19 protein-coding genes are annotated in these 23,733 nt (G+C 59.2%); 8 read left to right on the top strand and 11 right to left on the bottom strand.

Translation table 11 applies throughout. The features are described 5' to 3' along the window. Positions 1-20: 20 nt before the first annotated feature. Both CHU70_RS08470 and ilvD read left to right on the top strand, forming a co-directional pair. The gene (locus CHU70_RS08470; protein ID WP_049172102.1) at positions 21-539 is read left to right on the top strand and encodes a PH domain-containing protein; all 519 of its coding nucleotides are present in this window, start codon (positions 21-23) and stop codon (positions 537-539) included. A gap of 134 nt (positions 540-673) precedes the next feature. Further along, positions 674-2,518, top strand: a complete 1,845-nt coding sequence (gene ilvD, locus CHU70_RS08465; RefSeq protein WP_147719088.1) for a dihydroxy-acid dehydratase — start codon at positions 674-676, stop codon at positions 2,516-2,518. A gap of 15 nt (positions 2,519-2,533) precedes the next feature. On the opposite strand, the gene CHU70_RS08460 is transcribed toward ilvD, so the two are convergent. Then, positions 2,534-3,418 carry a hypothetical protein gene (locus CHU70_RS08460; protein ID WP_241482424.1) on the bottom strand — a complete coding sequence of 295 codons (885 nt, stop codon included), beginning with the start codon at positions 3,416-3,418 and terminating at the stop codon, positions 2,534-2,536. A gap of 75 nt (positions 3,419-3,493) precedes the next feature. Further along, positions 3,494-4,867 carry a DoxX family membrane protein gene (locus CHU70_RS08455; protein ID WP_242451382.1) on the bottom strand — a complete coding sequence of 458 codons (1,374 nt, stop codon included), beginning with the start codon at positions 4,865-4,867 and terminating at the stop codon, positions 3,494-3,496. A 76-nt stretch (positions 4,868-4,943) separates the two neighbouring features. On the opposite strand from CHU70_RS08455, the gene CHU70_RS08450 reads away from it, so the two are divergent. Continuing rightward, positions 4,944-6,020 (top strand): glucose dehydrogenase, encoded by a 1,077-nt coding sequence (locus CHU70_RS08450; RefSeq protein WP_224433177.1) that lies wholly within the window; start codon positions 4,944-4,946, stop codon positions 6,018-6,020. Positions 6,021-6,032: 12 nt separating this feature from the next. On the opposite strand, the gene gatB is transcribed toward CHU70_RS08450, so the two are convergent. Next, positions 6,033-7,541, bottom strand: coding sequence for an Asp-tRNA(Asn)/Glu-tRNA(Gln) amidotransferase subunit GatB (gatB, locus tag CHU70_RS08445; RefSeq protein ID WP_016422487.1), 1,509 nt, complete (start codon positions 7,539-7,541; stop codon positions 6,033-6,035). A gap of 53 nt (positions 7,542-7,594) precedes the next feature. Here gatB and CHU70_RS08440 point away from each other — a divergent pair, with 53 nt between their 5' ends. Beyond that, positions 7,595-8,428, top strand: a complete 834-nt coding sequence (locus CHU70_RS08440; protein ID WP_049194081.1) for a class I SAM-dependent methyltransferase — start codon at positions 7,595-7,597, stop codon at positions 8,426-8,428. Positions 8,429-8,454: 26 nt separating this feature from the next. On the opposite strand, the gene CHU70_RS08435 is transcribed toward CHU70_RS08440, so the two are convergent. The 7 genes from CHU70_RS08435 to gatC form a co-directional block, all read right to left on the bottom strand. Then, on the bottom strand, positions 8,455-9,918 hold the full coding sequence (locus tag CHU70_RS08435; protein ID WP_049172094.1) for a membrane protein: 1,464 nt from the start codon (positions 9,916-9,918) through the stop codon (positions 8,455-8,457). 157 nt (positions 9,919-10,075) lie between these two features. After that, positions 10,076-11,107 (bottom strand): ATP-dependent 6-phosphofructokinase, encoded by a 1,032-nt coding sequence (locus CHU70_RS08430; RefSeq protein ID WP_038628534.1) that lies wholly within the window; start codon positions 11,105-11,107, stop codon positions 10,076-10,078. Positions 11,108-11,160: 53 nt separating this feature from the next. After that, positions 11,161-12,285, bottom strand: coding sequence for an ABC transporter substrate-binding protein (locus tag CHU70_RS08425; RefSeq protein ID WP_049172092.1), 1,125 nt, complete (start codon positions 12,283-12,285; stop codon positions 11,161-11,163). A gap of 10 nt (positions 12,286-12,295) precedes the next feature. Next, the gene (locus tag CHU70_RS08420) at positions 12,296-13,096 is read right to left on the bottom strand and encodes an ABC transporter ATP-binding protein (protein WP_049172090.1); all 801 of its coding nucleotides are present in this window, start codon (positions 13,094-13,096) and stop codon (positions 12,296-12,298) included. After that, entirely contained in the window at positions 13,097-14,164 is a 1,068-nt protein-coding gene (locus CHU70_RS08415) for a FecCD family ABC transporter permease (protein WP_370449368.1), read from the bottom strand. A gap of 115 nt (positions 14,165-14,279) precedes the next feature. Continuing rightward, positions 14,280-15,794 carry an Asp-tRNA(Asn)/Glu-tRNA(Gln) amidotransferase subunit GatA gene (gene gatA / locus CHU70_RS08410; RefSeq protein ID WP_049172086.1) on the bottom strand — a complete coding sequence of 505 codons (1,515 nt, stop codon included), beginning with the start codon at positions 15,792-15,794 and terminating at the stop codon, positions 14,280-14,282. A gap of 15 nt (positions 15,795-15,809) precedes the next feature. Then, entirely contained in the window at positions 15,810-16,103 is a 294-nt protein-coding gene (gene gatC, locus CHU70_RS08405; protein WP_005509328.1) for an Asp-tRNA(Asn)/Glu-tRNA(Gln) amidotransferase subunit GatC, read from the bottom strand. 227 nt (positions 16,104-16,330) lie between these two features. Here gatC and CHU70_RS08400 point away from each other — a divergent pair, with 227 nt between their 5' ends. Both CHU70_RS08400 and CHU70_RS08395 read left to right on the top strand, forming a co-directional pair. Next, a complete protein-coding gene (locus tag CHU70_RS08400; protein ID WP_048735304.1) occupies positions 16,331-16,996 on the top strand; it encodes an amino acid-binding ACT domain protein in 666 nt (221 codons plus the stop codon). A gap of 144 nt (positions 16,997-17,140) precedes the next feature. Next, on the top strand, positions 17,141-19,507 hold the full coding sequence (locus CHU70_RS08395) for a glycogen/starch/alpha-glucan phosphorylase (RefSeq protein ID WP_147719090.1): 2,367 nt from the start codon (positions 17,141-17,143) through the stop codon (positions 19,505-19,507). A 38-nt stretch (positions 19,508-19,545) separates the two neighbouring features. On the opposite strand, the gene ligA is transcribed toward CHU70_RS08395, so the two are convergent. After that, complete coding sequence (ligA, locus tag CHU70_RS08390) at positions 19,546-21,666, bottom strand: NAD-dependent DNA ligase LigA (RefSeq protein ID WP_101738712.1); 2,121 nt, start codon at positions 21,664-21,666, stop codon at positions 19,546-19,548. Between the two features lie 96 nt (positions 21,667-21,762). Between ligA and CHU70_RS08385 the strand changes: the two genes are divergently transcribed. Next, positions 21,763-22,431 carry a 3'-5' exonuclease gene (locus CHU70_RS08385; RefSeq protein ID WP_069358819.1) on the top strand — a complete coding sequence of 223 codons (669 nt, stop codon included), beginning with the start codon at positions 21,763-21,765 and terminating at the stop codon, positions 22,429-22,431. Positions 22,432-22,569: 138 nt separating this feature from the next. After that, positions 22,570-23,730: an ATP-binding protein gene (locus CHU70_RS08380; protein WP_147719091.1), complete on the top strand. Its 1,161-nt coding sequence runs from the start codon at positions 22,570-22,572 to the stop codon at positions 23,728-23,730. The last annotated feature ends 3 nt before the right edge of the window (positions 23,731-23,733 follow it).

The following is a 23,733-nucleotide window of genomic DNA, read 5'->3' as shown; positions in this document are numbered from 1 at the left end:
ACCCGCTACAATCAAAGGCCATGACTGACTCGACTCCACAGCTAAAATTTGCGACGCAGCGATTTCGCCCACAGAAGACGCATCTGTTCATCGTTGCGTTCATGCTCGTGCTGTGTGTAATTGCCACCGGTTTTGCCCCGTGGCTGGCCATTACCTTCCTGGCACCGTTGATTTATACGCTTTGGATTTTCCGAGTACGCACCACCGTAGGGCCACGCGGCATCACTGCGGTGTACCTATTGTCCAAGCGCCGTTCGGTGCCCTGGAGCGATTTTGCGGGCATCTTCTTCAACAAGGGCGGCCGCGCCTTTGCGGTAACCAAGTCAGATGAGCGCATCGCCCTGCCGGCCATCTCTTTTAATTCGCTGCCGGAGTTGAAGGAAGCCACTGGCGGTCTGATTCCAGATCCGATCGCTTCGGCTCGTATGGCGGAAAATGACAAGGTCGAGGTTTTCGACCGCGATGGCCACTCCGTAATGAAGAAGGTCAGTGAGGTTGAGGCTGATGCCAAGGCTAAAGGTGACGCCTCTGCCGAGTAACATATAAGCAGTCCACAAAGCCCCTAAATCTCATTATGCGGACACCAGTGACCACGAAATGAGACATTAGGGGCTTTTTGTGATTAATATGGATAATTAATTACCTTGCACCCTATCTAGGAAGGGCAGCCCCCATGATTCCCCTTCGCTCTAAAGTCACCACTGCCGGCCGTAATGCTGCAGGTGCGCGTTCGCTATGGCGCGCAACTGGCATGACCGATAACGACTTCGGCAAGCCGATTATCGCAATTGCCAACTCTTACACTCAGTTCGTTCCCGGTCACGTGCACCTGAAGGACGTTGGCGACATCGTCGCAGAAGCTGTAACCGCAGCCGGTGGCGTCCCCCGTGAGTTCAACACCATTGCTGTCGACGACGGAATTGCGATGGGCCACGACGGCATGCTCTACTCGCTGCCGTCCCGTGAGATTATTGCTGACTCTGTCGAGTACATGGTCAACGCTCACACCGCTGACGCATTGGTCTGTATTTCCAACTGTGACAAGATCACGCCGGGCATGCTCAATGCGGCTCTGCGTCTGAATATCCCGGTGGTCTTCGTTTCCGGCGGGCCGATGGAATCGGGATCGTCGATTGTTATCGATGGCGTCGTCAAGCCCGGCTCGGACCTCGTCTCGGCTATTTCTGCATCCGCGAACGACAAGGTCGATGACAAGAACCTGCTCGACATCGAGCGCTCGGCATGCCCGACCTGCGGATCGTGCTCGGGCATGTTCACTGCAAACTCGATGAACTGCCTGACCGAGGCCCTCGGCCTGTCCCTGCCGGGTAACGGTTCTACCCTGGCAACTCAGCAGGCGCGTCGCGATTTGTTCACGCGCGCCGGTGAACTGATTGTGGACCTGGCGAAGAGCTACTACCACGATGGTGACGAGTCCGTGCTGCCGCGCAACATCGCCAACTGCGACGCGTTTGTCAACGCAATGACGCTCGACGTTGCCATGGGCGGTTCCACCAACACGGTGCTGCATATTCTCGCTGCCGCCCAGGAGGGCGAGATCGACTTCGACCTCTCCGACATCGACGCGATTTCCCGCCGCGTGCCTTGTCTGTCCAAGGTGGCACCGAACTCGGACTACTACATGGAGGACGTCCACCGCGCCGGTGGTATTCCAGCCATCCTCGGCGAACTGCGCCGCGCGGGCCTGCTGCAAATGAATGTCCGCTCCGTTCACTCCCCATCTCTGGAGGAGCACCTGGACAACTGGGATATCCGCGGCGGCAAGGCCACTGACGAAGCGATTGAACTGTTCCACGCAGCCCCTGGCGGCGTGCGCACCACCGAGCCGTTCTCCACATCCAACCGCTGGGAGAGCCTGGATACGGACTCCGAAAATGGCTGCATCCGCGACTTCGACCACGCCTACACGAAGGAAGGCGGTCTGTGTGTCCTGCGCGGCAACATCGCCGAGGACGGCGCTATCCTGAAGACCGCCGGTATCGGCGAGGATCAGTTCCACTTCGAGGGCACCGCTCGCGTCGTAGAAAGCCAGGAAGAGGCTGTCTCGGTCATCTTGAACCGCACCTTGCAGCCGGGCGAAGTTCTCTTTGTCATCTACGAGGGTCCCTCCGGCGGCCCGGGCATGCAGGAGATGCTGCACCCGACCGCATTCATCAAGGGCGCTGGCCTGGGTAAGGTCTGTGCACTGGTCACCGATGGTCGCTTCTCCGGGGGTTCCTCCGGACTGTCTATCGGCCACGTTTCCCCGGAGGCCGCTGCCGGCGGCGCAATCGGTCTCGTCCGCAACGGCGACCCGGTGTACATCGATGTCGCTGAACGACGCCTTGAGATTCAGGTGCCCGACGAGGAGCTGGCCGCTCGTCGCGATGAGGAGCTCAAGCGCGATAAGCCATTTACTCCGCACAAGCCGCGTCCGCGCAAGGTCTCCAAGGCGCTGCGCGCATACGCCAAGATGGCGTCCAGTGCGGATAAGGGCGCGATCCGCATTGTCGACTAGCTAGATCAAACCCGTTTAAAGGCCTGTGCTTACCGCACGGGCCTTTGGCGTTTCTAGAGTGGCTTTGCGCCCAGTCTTCTGCGTGGGCTTCACCAAATCCCGGTACTCGACGTCGGCAATCCCCTCAGCGACGTCCTCGGTGTGTGCATATTTGCCGCCCTCGGTAATGGCCGCCATTACATATCCGGGGCCAAAAACAACGGAAGAGTGCCACGAACGCCGGTTGGACCAGCCCATTTTCGCGCCTTCAGAGCCGGGCAGCCCGGCAAGACCAAAATTCTGTCGATAGCCATCGGCAGCAATCGGCGACCAGTGTCGCATCGCCTCGAGCACCTCAGAATTAGGATGCTTCAGACGAAGCTGGGAAATAAAAGACACCACATCTTCCGCGGTGGTCCTCGATACTCCCCACTTTTCTCCGCCGGAAGTGTTGAACAGGCCGTACTCGGTCGCAATGGAATCGACCGATTCCGGGTACTTCCGGTAAAAGTCGGCGGCCAAATCGTCGTCGGAACGCGAAATCATCTTTTCGACGCGCTCGGCATCGTCGGCAGTGCCGTGTTCGAGCACATACTGACCGATATACAACTTAATCAGGGATAGCGCCGGCAGCGGGCGTTGCGATGCCTGGCTGCTGTACCCCACGCCCACCGGCTCGTAGCTCACCGCCATTTGCGTGCGCGGGTCAGTCTCAATCAACCCTTCGGCGTTGAGGTTCATGCGCGGCAGACTCACCTCATGAGTCGGCCAGGCGCTTGCCGACGAGACGGAGGCTGCAACCTCATTGTGCTCGCCGGCAGCGGCTGTCGAAGGTGAGTGAATCGACGTTGTAGCGCCTATCGAAGACATGAAAAAGACCACCGCGAGGGTGGTCTTTAGTACGTGTCTCGACTTTGGCATAGGGGGCATTGTACCCCGGCCCTAACGGAGAACCTAGTTTAGGTCGCTCGACTGTTTGTGCAGCTGCGAGCCGCCTTAGCCAACAAACGGCAGCGTGCCGGTCGTCAGCCACCACAGGCCAATTGCTGCGGCGATGGACAGAATTCCGAAGATCCACGACGATGCCAGTGGTCGACGAGCCCAGCCGCGTCCGAAATCGATGCCGATACGGCCCGGGCCGGTGAACTGCAAGCCAAGCGCCATGGCGGTCATCAACAGCTGTAGTTGGAGGTTACTGGAGTCCTGGCCAACGATATTCACACCATTGGCAGAGGTAGCCACATCAAACATGCTGAGGTAGGCGGACAATGCCAGCGCCAACGCCGCGGCCAGCGGTGTCGCGAGACCCAAGATAAGCAGGGCACCCGCGATAAGCTGAACCGTTGGGATGGCAGTGGCCATTACAGGGCCGAGGGCAAAGTTGTTCTGGCTAAACTGTGTCTCCAGCGCAGTGGTGCCACCGGAGTTGCCCCAGCCGAGCAGCGTTGTCAGACCATGGACCAGCAGTAGCGCACCCAATCCAAGACGCAGCAGCAGGAGGCCGAAGTCAGTGGTACCGCGACGGAACTCCGGTTCGTTGTCGTCGTAGAAGTCCGTGTCTTCATCGTCGTCAGCAGCGGCGGTAGTCGTAGCAGCAGTTGCCCCGGCGGCTCCTACGCCTGCTCCTGCAACACCAGCGGCGCCAGCTGCACCAGCGGTATCGCGGGACGCAGCCGGTTCAGCGAAATCCGATTCATCGAAATACTGAGTCTCAGCTGCGGAATTGCGTGAAGAGTCATAGGTCGGCTCCGCCTCATCGTCGAATGCTGGCTGTGCTTCCGACTTATTTGCAGTAGCTCCCGCTGCGGACGCTCCTGCCGCTTCAGAAGCCGAGAAGGCTTGCGTCGGCTGGCTGAAATCCTCGTCTGAATCAACGCGCTCACTACGAGCCGGCTGCTCAAAGATTTCGGTTGCCTCCGACTCCGGGGCCACCTCCGACTCTTTATCAGCCGCGGGCGCTGACTCAGTTTCAGCCTGTTCATCCCGCGGCGAAGGCTTACCGGCAGGGCTAATCACCTGAGGTGCCGTGCGGCCTGCAGCGGCGTAGGCGTCGTAGCGCTTCTTCGGATCATCCTGAACTTCAGGCTCCGGTTCCGAGCTCGGCTCAACCTCTGTCTCTGCCACTGTCTCTGATGCAGCGGTAGGTTCCGGAGTCAGGTTTTCTTGGTCTGCCTCCGACTCCTCCGCTACGCGCTTTTCCGGCACACCCGGAAAAACCTGCGTTGCGGTGTTGTCGCTGTCATCACGGTTGGTTTCTTCGTTCATTGGCTCAGCGAGCTTGCGGTAGGTCGGGACGTCGAGATCGTCATCGAATCCGTCCTCCACATTCTCGAGGGCGCGGTCGTTCGGGTACTTCTCTGAGTCGCTCACATCGTCCACATTAAATCTACTGCCTCACTTTTGGTCGCAGGCGTGGCCGTGAAACGAGGCTGTATTGTGTATGCCTATGGGATTCCACCTCGTCCACACCAGCAGTGCACAGGCTCGCGCTCGCGGGCGGCGTCGTCGTGCTGCGCTCGCCGCTGGTGTCATCGGGATGGTCTCTCTTTCCGGCTGCATGAGTGCCTCGAACGCGCTTGAGTTGCCGTTTACGGAAGACAAGTCAGAGCCGACGGGCATTGCCATGCCGAAGTTTTCCTCCCCTGATTTGCCCTCTACCCCGGTCCCAACCACGGAAAGCAAAGCCAAAGACAAAGGTCCCTGCGACCTCGACGATGTCACTCTCGCGGCCTGCCTACCGCTTACCACCGCGCTAGCCTCAACCGGCCCTGGGGAGGCTCTCGTCGCCACCGACGACGGTGCACTCACCGTTGTCGCACCGGGTAAGACACCGCGTGAGGTCGCACGGCTCGGCGCCCCTGCAAAACAACTGCTGCCCAGTCCCTCGGTTGAAGAGGACCGTCAGGTCTTTGTTTTGCGTAACGACGACACCATTGCGCGCGTCACCCTCGTGGAGGGCAGCACCGCTGATGTGCGCGAACTTCCGGACCTCAGCGAGCCCGGCATTCTCGGAATCTATTTTGACCGAACTTCGGACACCCTGTCCCCGCGCAAATTGCTCGTGGGAGATCCAGGCATTGAGTTTCAGCAGTTCTGCCATGGTCCGGACGGAATGCCGCCGTTGGCAACCGCCATTCTCGACGGCACCCCACAGCTGGTTCAGCTCACCGGCCCTGTGATTAATCCCCTCGGCGGTGTGGACCTGAACGATTCCATCGGTGGATGCGCAGTGATGGGTGACCGCGTGGTCATTGCCATCCCAGACGCGCAGAAGGTCATCTCCATGCCGGTGGGTCCGAAGTCAAGTGGGCCCGACGCGGCGTGGGAGGTCAAGGGTTCCCCTGAAGTGCTTGTCGACGGCGACTTCGGCCACATCTCGTATGTAGCGGCTGTCGCAGCGAATCAGGGTATTGAAGTTTGGGGTGCCACGACCAACAAAACCGCCGGGGCACAACCGTCGGAGTCCGACGAGCGCGTCGTCAGACTGCCGAGCGATGGTGCCGCCGGCGGTTCCCCGGATTAGCTTTCAGGGAGGCTAGCTCAGCTTCTTCGCAATCAGCTGGTTGACCTGAGCCGGGTCTGCCTTGCCGCGGGTGGCCTTCATGACCTGCCCCACGATGGCACCGACGACCTTCTTGTTGCCAGCTCGGTACTTCTCGACGATGTCCGGGTTAGCAGCCAGTGCATCGTCGACGGCCTTCTCAATAGCACCGTCGTCGCGAACGACCTCCAGGCCACGGGCAGCAACGACCTCATCAACATCGCCCTCGCCTGCGAGCACGCCGTCGACGGCCTTACGGGCCAGCTTGTTGGTCAGCTTGCCCTCTTCAATCAGTGCAATCACACGTGCAACCTGTGCCGGGGTAATCGCGAGCTCAGCCAGCTCCACGCCTGCCTCGTTGGCCTTCTGTGCCAGGTAAGCGACCCACCAGGAACGAGCCTCAGCCGGGCCGGCACCAGCCTCAACGGTGTCGACAATCAGGTCGAGAGCGCCGGCGTTAACCAGGTCGCGCATTTCCTCGTCCTTCAGACCCCACTCTTCCTGAATACGGGCACGACGCACCCACGGCAGCTCCGGCAGAGTTGCGCGGATTTCCTCCACCCACTCACGCGGCGCAATCACAGGTGGCAGATCCGGGTCGTTGAAGTAGCGGTAATCCGACTGCGATTCCTTCGGGCGGCCCTTGGAGGTCGTGCCGTCGGTCTCCTGGTAGTGGCGGGTTTCCTGAACGATCTCCTCGCCATTAGTAATCGCAGCAGCCTGGCGCTGCATCTCGTAGCGAACAGCCTGTTCAACCGACTTCAGGGAGTTGATGTTCTTAGTCTCGGTACGAGTGCCGAACTCCTCCTGGCCGATTGGGCGCAGGGAAACGTTGGAGTCCACACGCATCGAGCCCTGGTCCATGCGGGCATCGGAGACACCGAGGGACTTCACCAGGTCACGCAGCGCAGAAACGTACGCACGAGCAACCTCTGGGGCACGCTCCCCTGCACCGAGAATTGGCTTAGTAACGATCTCAATCAGCGGAATACCTGCGCGGTTGCAGTCCACCAGCGAACGCGTGGCGCCGTGAATACGACCATCGGCACCGCCCAAGTGCGTCAGCTTGCCGGTGTCTTCTTCCATGTGAGCGCGCTCGATTTCGACACGGAACTCCGTGCCGTCGTCAAGCTGAACGTCAAGATATCCGTCGTAGGCGATTGGTTCGTCGTACTGCGAAATCTGGTAGTTCTTCGGCTGGTCCGGGTAGAAGTAGTTCTTGCGCGCGAAGCGGGAGGACTCAGCAATCTCGCAGTTCAGCGCCAGGCCAATCTTGATGGCCCACTCAACGCCCTGACGGTTAACCACAGGCAGCGCGCCAGGTAGGCCGAGGCTGCAGGGATCGACGTTGCTATTCGGCTCGGCACCAAAGTGCGCCGAGGAGGAGGAGAACATCTTGGTATTCGTCGAGAGCTCGACGTGAACCTCCATGCCCATTACCGGGTCAAAACGTTCGAGGACCTCATCAAAGTCCATCAAGTCATCAGCGTATGCAGCGGTCATGTTTGTAGAGTCTACTAGCGATGGCCCCGCAGGCGTGCCCTAGGGTATAAGTCGTGCCCGGAGTTAACGAACACCCACCGATTCCACCGACGTCAGCACGCGATACGCCAACGTTCCGCGACGCCGCTGACCGCCACCGCGCAGGCGCTACTTTCGACAACGACCTGCAGGAAAGCGCCGACGGAGCCACGGGCTACCACCGCGTGCGCCCCGGATATCCTCCAACCGTCATCGAAGCGCTTACCCGTCTCGCACCGCACCCACAGGTAGTCGCCGATATCGGCGCCGGCACTGGGAAGCTCACCGCCTCGCTTGCCGACGTCTACCGCGATGCCACCCTGCTGGCACTCGATCCCTCCACCGCGATGCGGCAAGCACTGATGCACAATGTGCCAGCGGCGGAATGCCTGGAAGGCACTGCGGAGCGCACGGGACTGGAGTCCAACAGCGTCGATGTAGCAACATGTGCGCAGACATGGCACTGGGTGGACCCGACAGCTGCAAGTAAAGAACTCACTCGGGTGCTACGCGCGGATAGCGTGGCTATGTTGGTGTGGAACACCTTGGATGTTTCCGTACCGTGGGTGCATCGGCTCAGCCGCATAATGCACGCCGGCGACGTGTTGCGTCCCGGCTTCTACCCCGAGGTTGGCCCGGAGCTGGAGCTAGTCGATGAGGTGCGTCTGGCCTGGGAGCAGACACTGACCATCGAGGACATCGTGCTGCTGGCACGAACCCGTTCCTATTGGCTTCGTTCCAAGCCCGCCACTCGCGCCAAGGTGGAGGCGAACTTGCATTGGTATCTCCACGAACACTTGGGGCACACATACGAAGAAGGCATCGCCCTTCCCTACCGGTGCGATGCCTTCTATTTTCGAGCTGCCTAAATTTTCGAGCTGCCTAGTCGCGCTAGTTACTTTTCTTTCTTCGGCTTAGGGTGAGCCACGCGCTTGAATGCATTCTTAGTCTGTCCGGCAAGCTTCTTCGGCGCAGTGGCTGTGGCCTCGCCTGGGAAGGAGTCCCTCGCGGTCTCGCGAGGATTGTCATCATCGGAGGCTTCCTCGATTTCGGAAAGTTTCTCCAGGCGCTCATTATCCTTTTCTACGATGCGCTCGGCGTCATCCTCGGTGAATTCAACATTATCGTCGCTGACCAGTTCCTCGACGATGTCGTCGCGGACGCTCTCCTGAAGATCGACGTTGGAAATGTTGGAGTTGGCCAAAGCGCGGTCGAGCTTCTTCTGATCGGCGGTGGTGAACTTCTTGTTCGGGTGCATCTTCCGGCGTGCGAGCTTACGGATACGGCCGCGACGCTTCGACTCCTCCATCAGCTTGTTACGTCCAGCCAGGTACGCACCACACAGAATCACGATAAGAGCGATACCGACGTAGCCAAGGGCCGGGTAGATGGAGCCAACCAGGGCCTTGAACCCAAAGAAACTTAGGCCAAAACCAATCAGCACCGTCACGATGAATACCAGGCGGAAACGCTGCGGGGTATTGCGTGTTAGGCGGCGGCCCAGCGCGTAGAACATGCCAATGGCCGTGTTGAAAATCATGGCGTAGATGATGATTGCCATCACGGTACCCAGGACCGGGTGGATGTCATTGACGATTGCCAGGGTCGGCATATCTTCGTGGCCAACATCCTTGACCTTGAAGAAGAGGGCAAAGGTCACCAGCGTCAGCAGACCTGCATAGATGCTCCCGCCCATGAGACCACCGATGCCAGCTTCACGCGGGTTCAGGTAGCTACCGCCGATGACAATCGACATCGATACGGCCACCATCACACAGAAACCGACATAGTTCAGGGCAGAAATAGACCAGTGTGGCAGCGATGTCGACAGTTCATTGGTGTACTGCGCGGCCTCCGACATCGACGTGTCGGTGGTGAACAAAGTGTAGATACCGGCTCCAAGCAGGAACACGATAATGAATGGAGTGATCATGCCAATCACGCGGCTGACCTTGTCGGCATCCAGCATGCCTACACCCAAAGTCAGGGCAACCATGATGACGGCGCCAATCCACACCTCAAGTCCGAACTGCTGGTTCAAGTTCGCACCGGCACCGGCGAACATGACGAAGCCGGTACAGAACAGCGTGATCATCACGGCGATATCCAAAATCTTCGAAACCCAACTGCGGGTGATTACGTCGAAGACCTCGGAGTGCTCATCAGCCTGCAAGTAGCTGGCAATTGACAGCACTGCCAGGCCACTGGCAATCATCACGACGGAGGCAAGTACCACGCCCCACAAGCCGTTAGTGCCAAATGCCACGAAGTACTGCATCATTTCCTGGCCGGATGCGAATCCGGCACCGACAGTTAGGCCGACAAAGGCCATCGCGATTGTTGTGGCTCTTTTCCACATAACGAGAAAATCCTAAATATAAGTCTATTTTTCAAAAACCGGAACCTTACAAAGCATACTGCCCGAGCTGGTGATTGATACACCAGCTCGGGCAGTATGCCTATTTTGTTACGAAGATGTGCCTAAATGTTTAGCAACGCGTGCTTAACCGACGCGTTTAACCAAACAGCGCAGCAGCTGCGCGGTAACGGCCATCCGGCACAACCTTCAACTCAGCAACCGCATCGTCGATGTCGATACGCTCGATGTTCTCACCGTGCAGAGCGACGATCTTGCCGAAGTCCCCCTCGTGTACTGCTCGGGTGGCGTGGACACCGTAGCGGGTAGCAAGCACGCGGTCGTACGCAGTCGGCGTACCGCCACGCTGAATGTGACCCAGCACCGTGGTGCGAACGTCGTACCCGGTGCGCTTCTTAATCTCCGCACCAATAACCTGACCAATGCCGTTGAAGGTTTGGTGGCCGAACTGGTCGACACCGCCCTCTTCGTACTCCATGGTGCCCGGCTTCGGGGTGGCGCCCTCAGCGACGACGATAATGCCGTACTTCTCACCCATCTGGAAACGGCGCTCCATCGACTTCACAATCTCGTTGATGTCGAATGGCTTTTCCGGAATGACAATGTGGTGAGCACCGCCGGCCATACCCGCATGCAAAGCGATCCAGCCCACGTGTCGACCCATGACCTCAACAATCATGACGCGCTGGTGGGATTCCGCAGTGGTGTGCAGACGGTCAACCGCGTCGGTGGCAACAGCCACAGCCGTGTCGAAACCGAAGGTGTAGTCCGTACCGTTGACGTCATTATCAATAGTCTTCGGAACACCGACGACCGGCACCCCATTGTCCGAAAGCCACTTGCCGGCCTTCAGCGTACCTTCGCCACCGATTGGGATCAGGGCATCGATGCCCGCATCAGAGAGATTTTCCTTGATGCGGTCGAGGTTAGACATGAGAATGTCCGGATGCACGCGGCCGGTGCCCAGCATCGTGCCGCCACGCAGCAGCATACGGTCAATCCGCTCATCGTCGTAAAGCTGGACCCTACGGTCTTCCATAAGACCAATCCAACCGTCCTCAAAACCGACGACGGTTGAGCCGTACTCGCTCGAGCTGGTACGGACAATTGCACGGATAACGGCATTCAGACCGGGACAATCTCCACCGGAGGTAAGGGTCGCAATTCGCATGATGCCCACCTTAGTCGCGTTAGTCAGTTCGTGCTTGACGGCCTTGGTCGAAACTACTTCTGCAGGTACTCCTGCCCTGGTAGCTCAGACGGTAGCTCCATCTTCGTCGTCACCTCCGACGCCGGCACAAGACCATATTCCTCGAGCGCCTTGCGCACGTACTCTGCGGCATCGACGTTCAGCGGAGACTCCGTCCACAATGCAATCGGCAGGTTAATAAAGCGGTTCTCCTTGACCGCCTCGAGATCCTTCGTTGCCGGATTCGTGCGCAAAACCTTGATTTTCTCTTCGAAGGTCTGACCTGGGTAGTCCACAAGCGCGATGAAGTCAGGATTCATCTCCGCGACATGCTCCCAGGAGGTCGTAGTCCAAGTGTCCTTAATCGACTCGGTCGCATTGATTGCACCGGCCTTTTCCAGGATGCCCTGCGGTGCGCCAAAGGAACCCGAGGTAATTGGTGCTTCACCGACAGAATCAAAGAGGAAGCCCACTGGCTTCTTATCTCCCTTTGGCGCGGCATCCAGGGCTTGCAGTCGGTTATCAATATCTGCAATAACCTTGTCGCCCTCACCGTCGTGTCCGGTCAAGGTAGCGATATTCTTCAAATCAATTTTGACAGCTTCCCACGGATCCACCAGACCACGAGTATGCCCCGGGTCGCCACTGCCTTCCTTGCCCGCCGAGGCTGCGTCACCAGTACGGCAAGATTCCGTCAGGGTGTAGGCACCGATACCGTGCTCGGAAAGCGATTCCGGGGTAATGCCCTTGTCTTCACTAAAGCCATAGCCCCAGCCCGCCAGCATCACATCCGGTTCGGCCGCAATGACCTGCTCCAGATTCGGGTATTCCTTCGCAACTTCTGGCTTCTGCGCAATTGCATCGCCATAAGCTGCGGTCAACACCGGCAGATGCGAGGCCATAGAGCTCACCGCTGTGATCTCATCCGCAGCACCGACAGCCAGCGCCAGCGAAGCAATATTGCCGTCATTAATCAGCAGCTTTTTAGCTACACCCGGGTAGCTGACTTCTTCACCGCAGTTGGTGAGGGTAAGGCCTGACGACGAGGCCTGCGTTCCCTCATCAGAGCCACAGGCGGCGGCTCCGAATGCCAGAGCAGCCACAGCGATACCAGCTGCTGAGGCACGAAGGGGACGTCGGAAAGCATGTGCGTTATTCAAGGGAGTACTCCTAGTTGATGGTGGCAGCATCCAGCTCGCTATCGATTGCGAGGTGGCGGCGGCCAGCGGGGGAATTGAGCTGACAGGATTCAACCTGAAAGATTTGGGCGACAAAGTCGCGGGTAAGCACTTCTGCGGGAATGCCGTCGGCCGCGATACCGCCGTCCGCGACCACGATGACGCGGTCGAAGTGGTTCATCACCAGGTCCAAGTCGTGGATCGCGGCAATGACACACGCTCCGCTGGAGCGGGCCAGACGGAGGACGGATTGTTGATGGCGCACGTCGAGGTGGTTAGTGGGCTCGTCGAGAAGCATGATTGGCGAGTCCTGGGCGATGGCACGCGCCAGACACACGCGACGACGTTGCCCACCCGAGAGTTGCCCACACAGGCGTTGCGCAACCGCTTCCAACCCCACGAGCTCCAGCGCACGGTCGACGTGGGAATTGTCCTCGGCGGTGTTGCCACCAAAAAGGCGCTGGTAGGGCAAGCGCCCCAGGGAGACAAAGTCGCGCACGCGCATTTCGGCGGGTGGAACCTCGTTTTGCGCGACGAAAGCCAGATCGCGGGCGCGGTGCTTCGAGCTGATTGAGCTCATCGATTTGCCGTTAATCTCGACCTCGCCCGTGGCCGGTTTCGTGATTCCACCGAGCGCACGCAGCAACGTGGATTTACCCGCGCCGTTAACACCAATGATGGCGGTCATGGGTTCTGCACCGAAGTTGAGGTTGACTCCGCTGACAATGGTGCGCCCAGCGATATCACAGCGCATATCTTTAGCGGCGAGTACAGATTTTGGTAGAGCGCTCATTTACTCAGCACCTCCGTAGCTGTAGTGCGAGCGGCTCATGAGGTAGAGGAAAAGTGGTGCGCCAACCAATCCCGTGACTACTCCCAGCGGCATTTCCTGGCTTCCGCCCACTACGCGCGCGATGATGTCCACCCAGATGAGAAACAGTCCACCCATGAGGGCAGCAACCGGTAGGACAACGCGGTGCGTGGCCCCTACCAAGATGCGGGTCAAGTGTGGAATCACCAGGCCGACAAACCCGATGCCGCCAGAGACCGCAACGAGCGTGCCAACGAGGACAGCCTGGAGCACAAATACCTGTGTGCGTAGCCGAGAAACATCAATACCTACGGCCGCTGCGGTGCTCTCACCAGTTGCCAGCGCATCCAGATGACGGGCTTTGACCAGGAAAAACAACAGTACTGCGATGAGGACAATGAGCGGGAAGAGCGTCTTCAGCCATGTCGCACCGGCAACAGAGCCCAGCATCCAAAACATCACGGACTGCGCGGCCCTCGGGTCTGGCCCAGCGAAGACCATGAAGCTACTCAGCGCGGAAAACGCAGCGGAGAGCACAACGCCGGAGAGCACCAAACGCAGCGGAGTCAGCCCACCGCCTGCAGTGGCGAAAGCACCGACCGCGAGGGTGGCCATTACTGCACCGAGGAGTGCACCGAATGTCAGCGGCGCGATGGGGCTACCGGAGAAAGCACCAAAGATAATCACCGCGGTCGCACCGGCACCGGCGCCGGCGGAAATACCTAGCAGATATGGGTCTGCCAACGGGTTACGGACCAATGTCTGCATAGCCACACCGGAGACAGCTAGCCCCGCCCCTACAATCGCTGCGAGAATACCCCGGGGAGCGCGGAGATTCCAGACGATGGTGTCCGAACTGGCGGGCACAGATTCATCGAGCTCAATGCCGAAGATGTGATGCGAAATGACCTGTGTCGTGGTGGACCAGGTGATATCCGCCGAGCCGAAGACCACCGCAGCGACCAGACTGACGGCAATGGCTATGACAATGACCAGCCCATAGATCCAAGGCATAAACCGCGGTGGGTTTTTAAATCTAACTCTCTCCATGTTTGCGTTCCTGCGTATGTATGAAACTCTCCCCGACACGACAACAACCGCCGCTCTCCCACTTCAGTGAGAAAACGACGGTTGCAGAAAACCGACTAAGGCTTATTGAGCGTCTTTATGCAATCGAGCCGCGAACCTTTTCGTAGGCAGCGCCGACCTTGTACAGACGATCGTCACCGTGGCGCGGAGCCATAATCTGCAGGCCTACCGGCAGGCCGGTGTCTTCAGCCAGGCCCGACGGCACGGACATGCCACACATGCCGGCCAGGTTGAGCGGCAGAGTACACAGGTCGAACATGTACATGCTCAGCGGGTCGTCAACCTTCTCGCCCAACTTAAACGCAGTGGTCGGAGTGGTCGGCGAGATCAGGACATCTACCTGTTCGAAGGCCCGCTCGAAGTCCTGCTGAATCAGGGTACGGACGCGCTGTGCCTGGATGTAGTAGGCATCGTAGTAACCGACCGATAGCGCGTAGGTACCAATGATGATGCGTCGCTTAACCTCATCGCCGAAACCAGCGGCACGGGTCATAGCCATGACCTCATCGGCCGAGTGCGAACCGTCATCACCAACACGCTGGCCGTAACGCATGCCGTCGAAACGAGCCAGGTTGGAGCTGACCTCACACGGCAGAATCAGGTAGTACGCGCTCAGTGCGTGGTCGAAGTTCGGGCAATCGACCTCGACCACCTCTGCGCCAGCTTCCTTAAGCTTGTCGACGGCCTCGTGGAAGCTGTCCAGTACGCCGGCCTGGTAACCCTCGGTGCGGTCGAACTGCTTGACGATGCCGACCTTAACCCCCGTGAGGTCACCGGTAGCACCTTCCTTGGCAGCAGCAACCACATCGGCAATCGGCTGCTCCGTGGAAGTCGAGTCATTCTCGTCGTGACCAGCAATGATTTCGTGCAGCAGCGCGGTGTCCAGAACGGTTCGCGCGGTCGGCCCACCCTGATCCAACGAGGAGGCGCAAGCGACCAGGCCGTAGCGGGATACCGTGCCATAGGTCGGCTTCACGCCGACCGTTGCGGTCAGAGCTGCTGGCTGACGAATCGAGCCACCGGTGTCAGTACCGATAGCCAGCGGAGCCATACCGGAGGCCAGCGCCGCGGAAGAGCCACCACCGGAACCGCCTGCGGTGCGCTCAACATCCCACGGGTTGTGAGTCGGGCCGTAAGCGGAGTTTTCAGTCGACGAGCCCATGGCGAACTCATCCATGTTGGTCTTACCCAGAATTGGGATGCCAGCTGCACGCAGCTTGGCAGTAACCGTTGCGTCGTAAGGGCTCATGTAGCCCTCGAGCATCTTGGAAGCGCAGGTGGTCGGCGCATCGGTGGTAGTGAAGACATCCTTCAGCGCCAGCGGAACACCGGCCAGCGCGGAGGCCGGCTCCTCGCCAGCATCCAGCGACTCATCGACCTTGCGAGCTGCAGCCAGGGCCTCTTCGGCACCGACGTGCAGGAATGCGTGAATGTCCTCATCAATTGCCGCGATACGGTCGAGGAACGCCTGGGTGACCTCTACCGAGGTCAGCTCACGAGCGTGAATCTTCTGTGCGAGCTCAAAAGCGCTCAGCCCCAGAATCGGGTCCTCAGCAACAGCGGCATGCAGGTTCGGGTTAGCTGCAATCATTTCTTCCACGTACTCCTACTCGCCGAGAATCTGGGGAACTTCGAAGCGCTGGCGGTCCTGCGACGGCGCCTGGTCCAGCGCCTGCTCCGCAGTCAGCGTCGGCTTGACGACGTCCTCGCGCATCACACCGGACAGCGAAGAGGGGTGACTCATCGGTTCAACATCATCCGCAGCCACCTTTTGAACGGCCTGGACGTGGTTAATAATGCCGTCGATCTGACCGGCGAACTCGTCGAGTTCCGCGTCAGTCAGAGCCAGACGGGACAATCGCGCTAGGTGGGCGACCTCATCGCGTGAGATAGCTGGCACGCTAGTACCCCTTTCATTTCTTCGTACGAAGCTAGTGCACAGAAGTTTAGTTGAAACTGATTTTGAACCGCGCGAGCGGGCTGTACTTGCCAACAGTAGTCGTTGTCGCCAAGTAGTTGTCCGCAGGGTCTTACATTTCAAAGGTTTACCCTGTAGCCTAAATCACTACTTCTATAGTTACACCGCAAGCATCACTATCAATTATTCGAAAGGTTGTGCACACAGCCATGAGTTACCTCCTTCGCATCCAGCTTCCCGACGAACCAGGCGCACTTGGCTACGTCGCGGCTGCCCTGGGCGAAGTAGAAGGTGATATTCGCAGTGTCGATGTCGTAGATTACGGCGCTAATGGCGTTGTTGTTGACGACATCGTGGTTGACCTGCCCATGGGCCTGCTACCAGACACACTGATTACAGCGGCTCAGTCCATTAGCGGAGTGGAAGTCGATTCAATTAGGCCTTTCTCCGGCTCGGTTGACCGCCGCGGACAGATTGCACTGCTGGCCAAGTTCTCACAGCACACGAAGAACTTGGATCGTGCCCTCGGAGATGTCGTCGACGGCCTGCCTCAGACTATGACTGCCGGCTGGGCTATCGTCCTCGGCGAACAGAGCGATGGCCGCTGGGTACGTCGCGCTTCCTCTACCGCTGCTCCAGAGGATAACGGCCGGACTCTGCCGGAAGCCCCAATTGACTCGCCGCGAAACCTGGATCCGGACGAGGAAACGTGGCTGCCGGAGGACTGGACAGTTATGGACTCCTCCATTGCCGCCACTCCGATGGGCAAGGGCCTCGTTCTCGTTATTGGCCGGCCCGGCGGGCCGGACTTCCTACCAAGTGAGGTTGAGCACTTGGGCCGGATTGGCACGATTGTCGGCGCAATCATCGACTAGCAGCGGCTAATGGGCTGCCCTCTTCTGAGGGCAGCCCCCTTCCGCTCGAAGCTCTTACCCTAAGGCTCCTCCCCTATGGAGCGCAGTGATTCACGCTTAGCGGTAAAGTCTGGAACTGATACCAGTCAATAAGGAGCTTCTTTGATGTCGAACTTGAGTGACCTCGTCGGATCCCACATTCGTGCCGAGTCCGGCCGTGTCCCCCAGTCGTCCACTGAGATGGAATTCTGGTCCGGTCTGTCACGGGTTGTTGTCGATAACCTAGCGGACAACTGGCAGCGCACCACGGAGGCATACGCTGCTACCCGCCAGCAGCACTACTTCTCCGCCGAGTTCCTCATGGGTCGCGCCCTGCTGAATAACCTGCTCAATGCAGGTCTGGTGGATGAGGCCTCTGCTGCCGTGAAAAAGTACGGCAAGAATCTGACAGACGTGCTCGAGGCTGAACACGACGCCGCTCTCGGTAACGGTGGCCTGGGTCGTCTGGCCGCCTGCTTCCTGGATTCCTGTGCCACGCAGAATCTGCCGGTGACCGGTTATGGCATCCTCTACCGCTACGGTCTGTTCAAGCAGACCTTCGAAGATGGCTTCCAGGATGAGCACCCGGACCCGTGGATGGAAGAGGGCTACCCCTTCGTCATTCGTCGCGAGGAACTGTCCAAGATTGTCACCTTTGATGACTTGGTGGTGCGCGCTGTTCCATATGACATGCCAATTACCGGCTACGGCACCGATAACGTCGGCACGCTGCGCCTGTGGCACTCGGAGCCGATGCGTGAGTTCGACTATGACGCCTTCAACTCGCAGCGCTTCACCGACGCCATTGTCGAACGGGAGCGCGTCCATGACCTGTGCCGCGTGCTCTACCCGAATGACTCGACCTATGACGGCAAGGTCCTGCGTGTCCGCCAGCAGTACTTCTTCGTCTCCGCTTCGCTGCAGACGATGATCGATTCTTACATCGAGAATCACGGCGAGGACCTGCGCGATTTCCACAAGTACAACTCCATTCAGCTCAATGACACCCACCCGGTGCTCGCTATCCCAGAGCTGATGCGTCTGCTCCTGGATGAGCACGATATGAGCTGGGACGACGCCTGGAACGTCGTGTCCGACACCTTCGCCTACACCAACCACACCGTTCTGGCAGAAGCGTTGGAGACCTGGGAATACTCCATTTTTGACCGTCTCTTCGGCCGCGTTCTGGAGATCACCCGCGAGATTGACCGCCGCTTCCGCGAAGACCTGGCGGAGCGCGGCTTCGACCAGGGCAAGATTGACTACATGGCGCCGATTTCTCACGGTCGCATCCACATGGCGTGGATCGCCTGCTACGCCGCGTACTCCATCAACGGTGTTGCTGCCCTGCACACGGAGATTATTAAGCGCGAAACGTTGAAGGACTGGCACGATATCTGGCCGGAGCGCTTCAACAACAAGACCAATGGCGTCACCCCGCGCCGCTGGCTCAACCAGTGCAACCCGCGCCTGTCGGCACTGCTGACTCGCCTGTCGGGTTCGGACGCCTGGGTCACTGACTTGGACAAGCTCGCTGAGCTCGAAAAGTTTGCTGACGACGAGGCCGTGTTGCGTGAGATTCTCGACATCAAGCACGAGAACAAGAAGGACTTCGCCACCTGGCTGGAGCACCGCCAGGGTATTTCGGTGAACCCGGACGCCATCTTCGATACCCAGATTAAGCGTCTGCACGAGTACAAGCGCCAGCTTCTCAACGCGCTCTACATCCTCGATCTCTACTACCGCATCAAGGAAGACCCAGCGCTGGACGTGCCACCGCGCGTGTTCATCTTCGGTGCCAAGGCCGCCCCAGGCTACGTTCGCGCGAAGGCCATCATTAAGTTCATCAACGCTATCGCGGACAAGGTCAATAACGATCCGGACATGGACGGTCGCCTGCAGGTCGCTTTCGTTGAGAATTACAACGTCACCCCGGCAGAGCACATCATCCCGGCCACCGACGTCTCCGAGCAGATTTCCACTGCCGGTAAGGAGGCTTCGGGTACCTCGAACATGAAGTTCATGATGAACGGCGCACTGACGCTGGGCACCATGGACGGCGCAAACGTCGAAATCGTCGACGCCGCCGGCGAAGAGAACGCCTACATCTTCGGTGCGCTGGAAGAGGAGCTGCCGGAGCTGCGTCGCACCTACAGCCCGCGTGGCACTTACGAAACGGTGCCGGGTCTCAAGCGCGCGGTCGATTCGCTTGTCGACGGCACTTTTGCTGACGGTGGCAGCGGAATGTTCCACGACCTGCACTTCTCGCTGCTGGAGTCCAACGGGTACGAGCCAGCCGATGTCTACTACGTCCTCGGCGACTTCGCTGACTACCGCGAGACCCGCGACCGCATGGCCGAGGACTACCGCGACGAGCTGGCGTGGGCCAAGAAGTGCTTCCTGAACATCATCCGTTCGGGCCGCTTCTCCTCCGACCGCACTATCCGCGATTACGCCAATGAGGTCTGGAAGCTGGAAGAGACCAAGATTTAGGCCCGGCTGGGTCAAATCCTGGCTGGGCCAAGCCCCAGCTAGGCCTGACCAGTTTCCAGCAATCGCTTGAACCCATCCTCGTCGAGGATGGGCAAGCCCAGCTCCTCGGCCTTTGTGGCCTTGGAACCGGCGTTTTCGCCAACCACCACGTAGTCGGTCTTCTTCGACACCGACCCTGCGGCCTTACCGCCACGGGAGATAACGGCTTCCTTCGCGCTGTCGCGAGTGAAGTCCTCCAAAGAGCCGGTGACTACCACGGTCAATCCCTCTAGCACCTGATCTGGACGATCGGCGACCTCATCGGCCATACGCACACCGGCAGCTTCCCAGCGCTCGACAACCTCGCGGTGCCAGTCCACCTCGAACCAGTCAGCCACGGAATCGCCGATGATCTCGCCAATGCCATCGATGGCCGAAATCTCCTCGCGGCTCGCAGCGCGCAGCGCCTCCATCGAGCCGAACTTCTGTGCCAAGGTCCGCGCCACTGTTGGACCCACATGACGAATGGACAGGCTGACCAATACGCGCCACAGCTCTTTATCCTTAGCTGCCTCGATGTTGGCCAACAGTTTCTTACCATTGGCGTTCAGGGTTTTCCGCGAAGCCGTAGTGTAGACCTCAGTGCCGAGCAAATCTTCCTCGGTGAGGTCGAAGAGGCGGGACTCGTCGGCAAGCACGCCGCGATGAATCAAATCGGCAGCGCCCCTCTCCCCCAGGTTTTCGATATCGAACCCGGAGCGGGAGGCGAGGAATTCAATTCGACGCCGCAGCTGACCTGGACAGTAGCGGGTATTGGGGCAACGCCAATCGGCATCGCTGTCCTTTGCCGGAGCCAAACGAGTACCGCACTCGGGGCAGAGAGTCGGGTAAATGTACTTTCGCTCGCTACCATCTCGGAGATCGGCTACGGGGCCGAGTACCTCTGGAATCACGTCACCGGCCTTGCGGATGGTCACACGGTCCCCGATGAGCACACCCTTTCGGTGCACCTCGGAAGGGTTGTGTAGCGTCGCCATCTCGACAGTTGACCCGGCCACGAAGACCGGCTTCATCACGGCATATGGCGTCGCACGACCAGTTCGGCCGATGGAGACTCGAATGTCCAGCAGGTCCGTGGTGACCTCTTCTGGCGGATACTTGTAGGCAATCGCCCAGCGCGGCGCCCGCGAGGTCGCGCCCAACGCGCGCTGCTCGGAAAGGGAGTCAACCTTGACCACAAGCCCGTCCATCTCGTGGATGGCGTCGTGGCGGTGCTCGCCCCAGTACTGCATCTGCTTAACGACGTCATCCGCGGAATGAACCTGCTTTGTATACGGCGACACGTGGAAACCCCACTCGTCCAAGGCACGATATGCCTCGTGCTGGGACTGTGGACGCCAGCCCTCGATATGACCAATTCCATGGCAAATCATGGACAACCGGCGCTTGGCCACTTCTGCAACATCCTTCTGTCGCAGGGAACCGGCGGCGGCGTTACGGGGGTTGGCAAACGGCTTCTGACCCGCTTCGACGCGATCGGCGTTGATGCGTTCGAACTCTTCCAACGAGATAAAGACTTCACCACGCACCTCGAGCACGTCGGGGATGTTCTCGCCGCTGATTTCATGCGGAATATCTTCGATAGTGCGCGCATTGGCGGTGACGTTCTCCCCCACGCGGCCGTCTCCGCGGGTGGCCGCCCGGACAAGGCGGCCATTCTCATAGACCAGATCGATAGACAGGCCATCGATTTTCAGCTCGGTCAGATACGTGCTGGCCGGGGTGCGGGCCAGCCAGCCGCGCAACTCCTGCTCATCGAAAACATTGTCCAAGCTGTAAAGGCGTTCGAGGTGCTCAACAGGCTCGAACACTTCCCCGTCGGCAGGCGTGTCGACCTGCGCACCGACCTGCTGCGTGGGGCTGTCCGGCACCACCAGATCGGGCCACTGCTCCTCTAACCGCTGCAGTTGACGGAACATCTCGTCGTATTCAGCATCGGAGATAACCGGCTGCGCGGTGTAGTACAGCGCAGCGTTTTCACGAATGCGAGTTGCTAGATCTTGCCACTTCTCCCGGACGTCCGCCGGCGCTGGCTCGGAGGCGGGGGCGCTGGAAAACGAAGACAAATCGGAGGTTGACAGGTCGGAGTTCTCATCGGTCGAGGAAGTCACGTCGCTCATTCTATGTCATTGCCCGGATGCGCCGGAGGACACGGAAATTCTCTTGACCTTGTTCCTGCCCCTCAGCGAATCCGCACTCTCCGCTACAGTTGAGACATGCATAATTTCGATCCGCGACGCATGCTCGCGTTTGATCTGGAGACTACCGGCACGGATCCTCGCACCTGCAAGATTGTCACTTCCGCACTGGTCCGACTGACTGAGCAGGGCAAAGATTCCACCATCATGCTCGCTAATCCCGGTGTCGAAATTCCACAAGCTGCGTCTGATGTGCATGGCATCACCACTGAAAAAGCTCGCGCGGAGGGGCGCCCGCACGATGAAGTGCTAGCGGATACCATTGCCGGCCTTCGAGCTGCCTGGCGCGATGGTCTGACCGTAGTGGCCTATAACGCGGCTTATGATCTGACGGTACTGCGCTCGCAGGATCCCAGTTTTACTGTTGACGGCCTCGTCGTCGACCCCTTTGTGCTGGATAATTACGTCGACCCAGAACGTCGTGAAAAACGCACTTTGACTGATGTCTCCCGCCATTATCAGGTGCGCCTGGACGGGGCACATGATGCCACCGAAGATGCTCTGGCGGCTGCGCGCATCGCATGGGTGATGGCGCGCCACTACCGGGAGCTAACCGAAAAATCAGGGGAAGAGCTGATGGAGCTGCAGGCCGTCGCGTACTACCAGTACAAGAAGAACCTGCAGCAGTACCTGACCGAAAAGGGTAAGGATACGTCGGACTTCACCTTCGGGTGGCCGATGGACTGAGCAGCGGCCCCTCACCCTCCCCGGCTCTCCCAATATCCAGAGTTTTGTGATTATCCAACGGAAACCGAATATCCAAAATTCGGCGGGATATCCAAGTTATCCAAGTCGATGTGGATTATCCATTGCTATGATTGATGCGTGACCACTCGCAGCGACAAGGCCATCTCCATCCCACGCAATCCTTTCCACCCCACATTCGGCCGATCCCCGGCCATCATCGGTGGGCGCGATGTCGAGCTGGACTCGTTTGAGCTGGCTCTGGCGGAAGGCCCCGGTAATCCCTGGCGAACCGCGCTAATTTCCGGTACCCGCGGAATCGGCAAGACGGTACTTCTCAACGAGTTTGAAGCCGCAGCAAAGCAACTGGGATGGATTGTGCTGCGTGCTCACATCGGCTCTGAAATGATTTCTGAGCTCACCGATGTCACCATTCCGCGCGCTTTCAGTGCCATTGACAGTGCACCGACGGGCAAGGGCCGTCACCTCACCGGCCTGTCCATCGCCGGCATTGGCGGGTTTAAGACGGAAGTCAGCACTTCTCAGCCCGAGCCCGGCAGGAATCTGCTCAGCCAACTTCAGGATCTCTCGGCTCTCCTCATGCCACAGGGATCCGGCATCTTGCTCACTCTCGACGAGGTGCAAAGTGCAGACCCCGCACAGCTCAACGAAATTGCCCATGCAATCCAGGACCTAAATCGCGACGATGCGGAGATTGCCTTTGTCGCAGCCGGGCTGCCCAGCGGTATCGAAGACTTGCTCCAGCTAGAGGGCGCAACATTCTTACGCCGTGCCGAACGCGTGTCTCTGGGCCGATTGGACGTGGAGACCACCAAGGACATCATTCGCAGAACTGCAGAACTCGGCGAACGCGCGATGACCGAGGATGCCGTCGAGCTGGCCGCTGAACTCAGCCACGGCTACCCGTATCTCATACAGACCATTGGCTCAGTCGCTTGGGCGAAGGCCAGGTTGGCCCACTCGGACACCATTACCGCTCAGCATGTCTCGGATGCCGCAGCGGAATCCATCCGCCGCATCGGGCTGCAAGTTCATGCGCCCAGCCTGCGGAAAGTGTCACCTCGCCAGATTGATTTTCTCAAAGCGATGGCGCGCCTCTCCCCCAATGGAAAGCCCGTGGCCACGAGCGTCATCGCAGAGACCATGGGACGCAAACTCTCTGGCATCTCACAGCTTCGCCATGACCTGATTTACCGTGAGCTGATTGTGTCAGCGTCGACGGGATACGTGGAATTCACACTTCCCTACTTCGCGGACTACCTCAATACGCTGGTGGAATAAGGT

It is taken from the genome of Corynebacterium sp. LK10 (assembly GCF_008042455.1).
GTDB classification, from domain to species: domain Bacteria; phylum Actinomycetota; class Actinomycetes; order Mycobacteriales; family Mycobacteriaceae; genus Corynebacterium; species Corynebacterium jeikeium_D.
The sequence above is the reverse complement of the archived record's forward strand: the minus strand, read 5'-3'. Positions and strand labels throughout refer to the sequence as shown.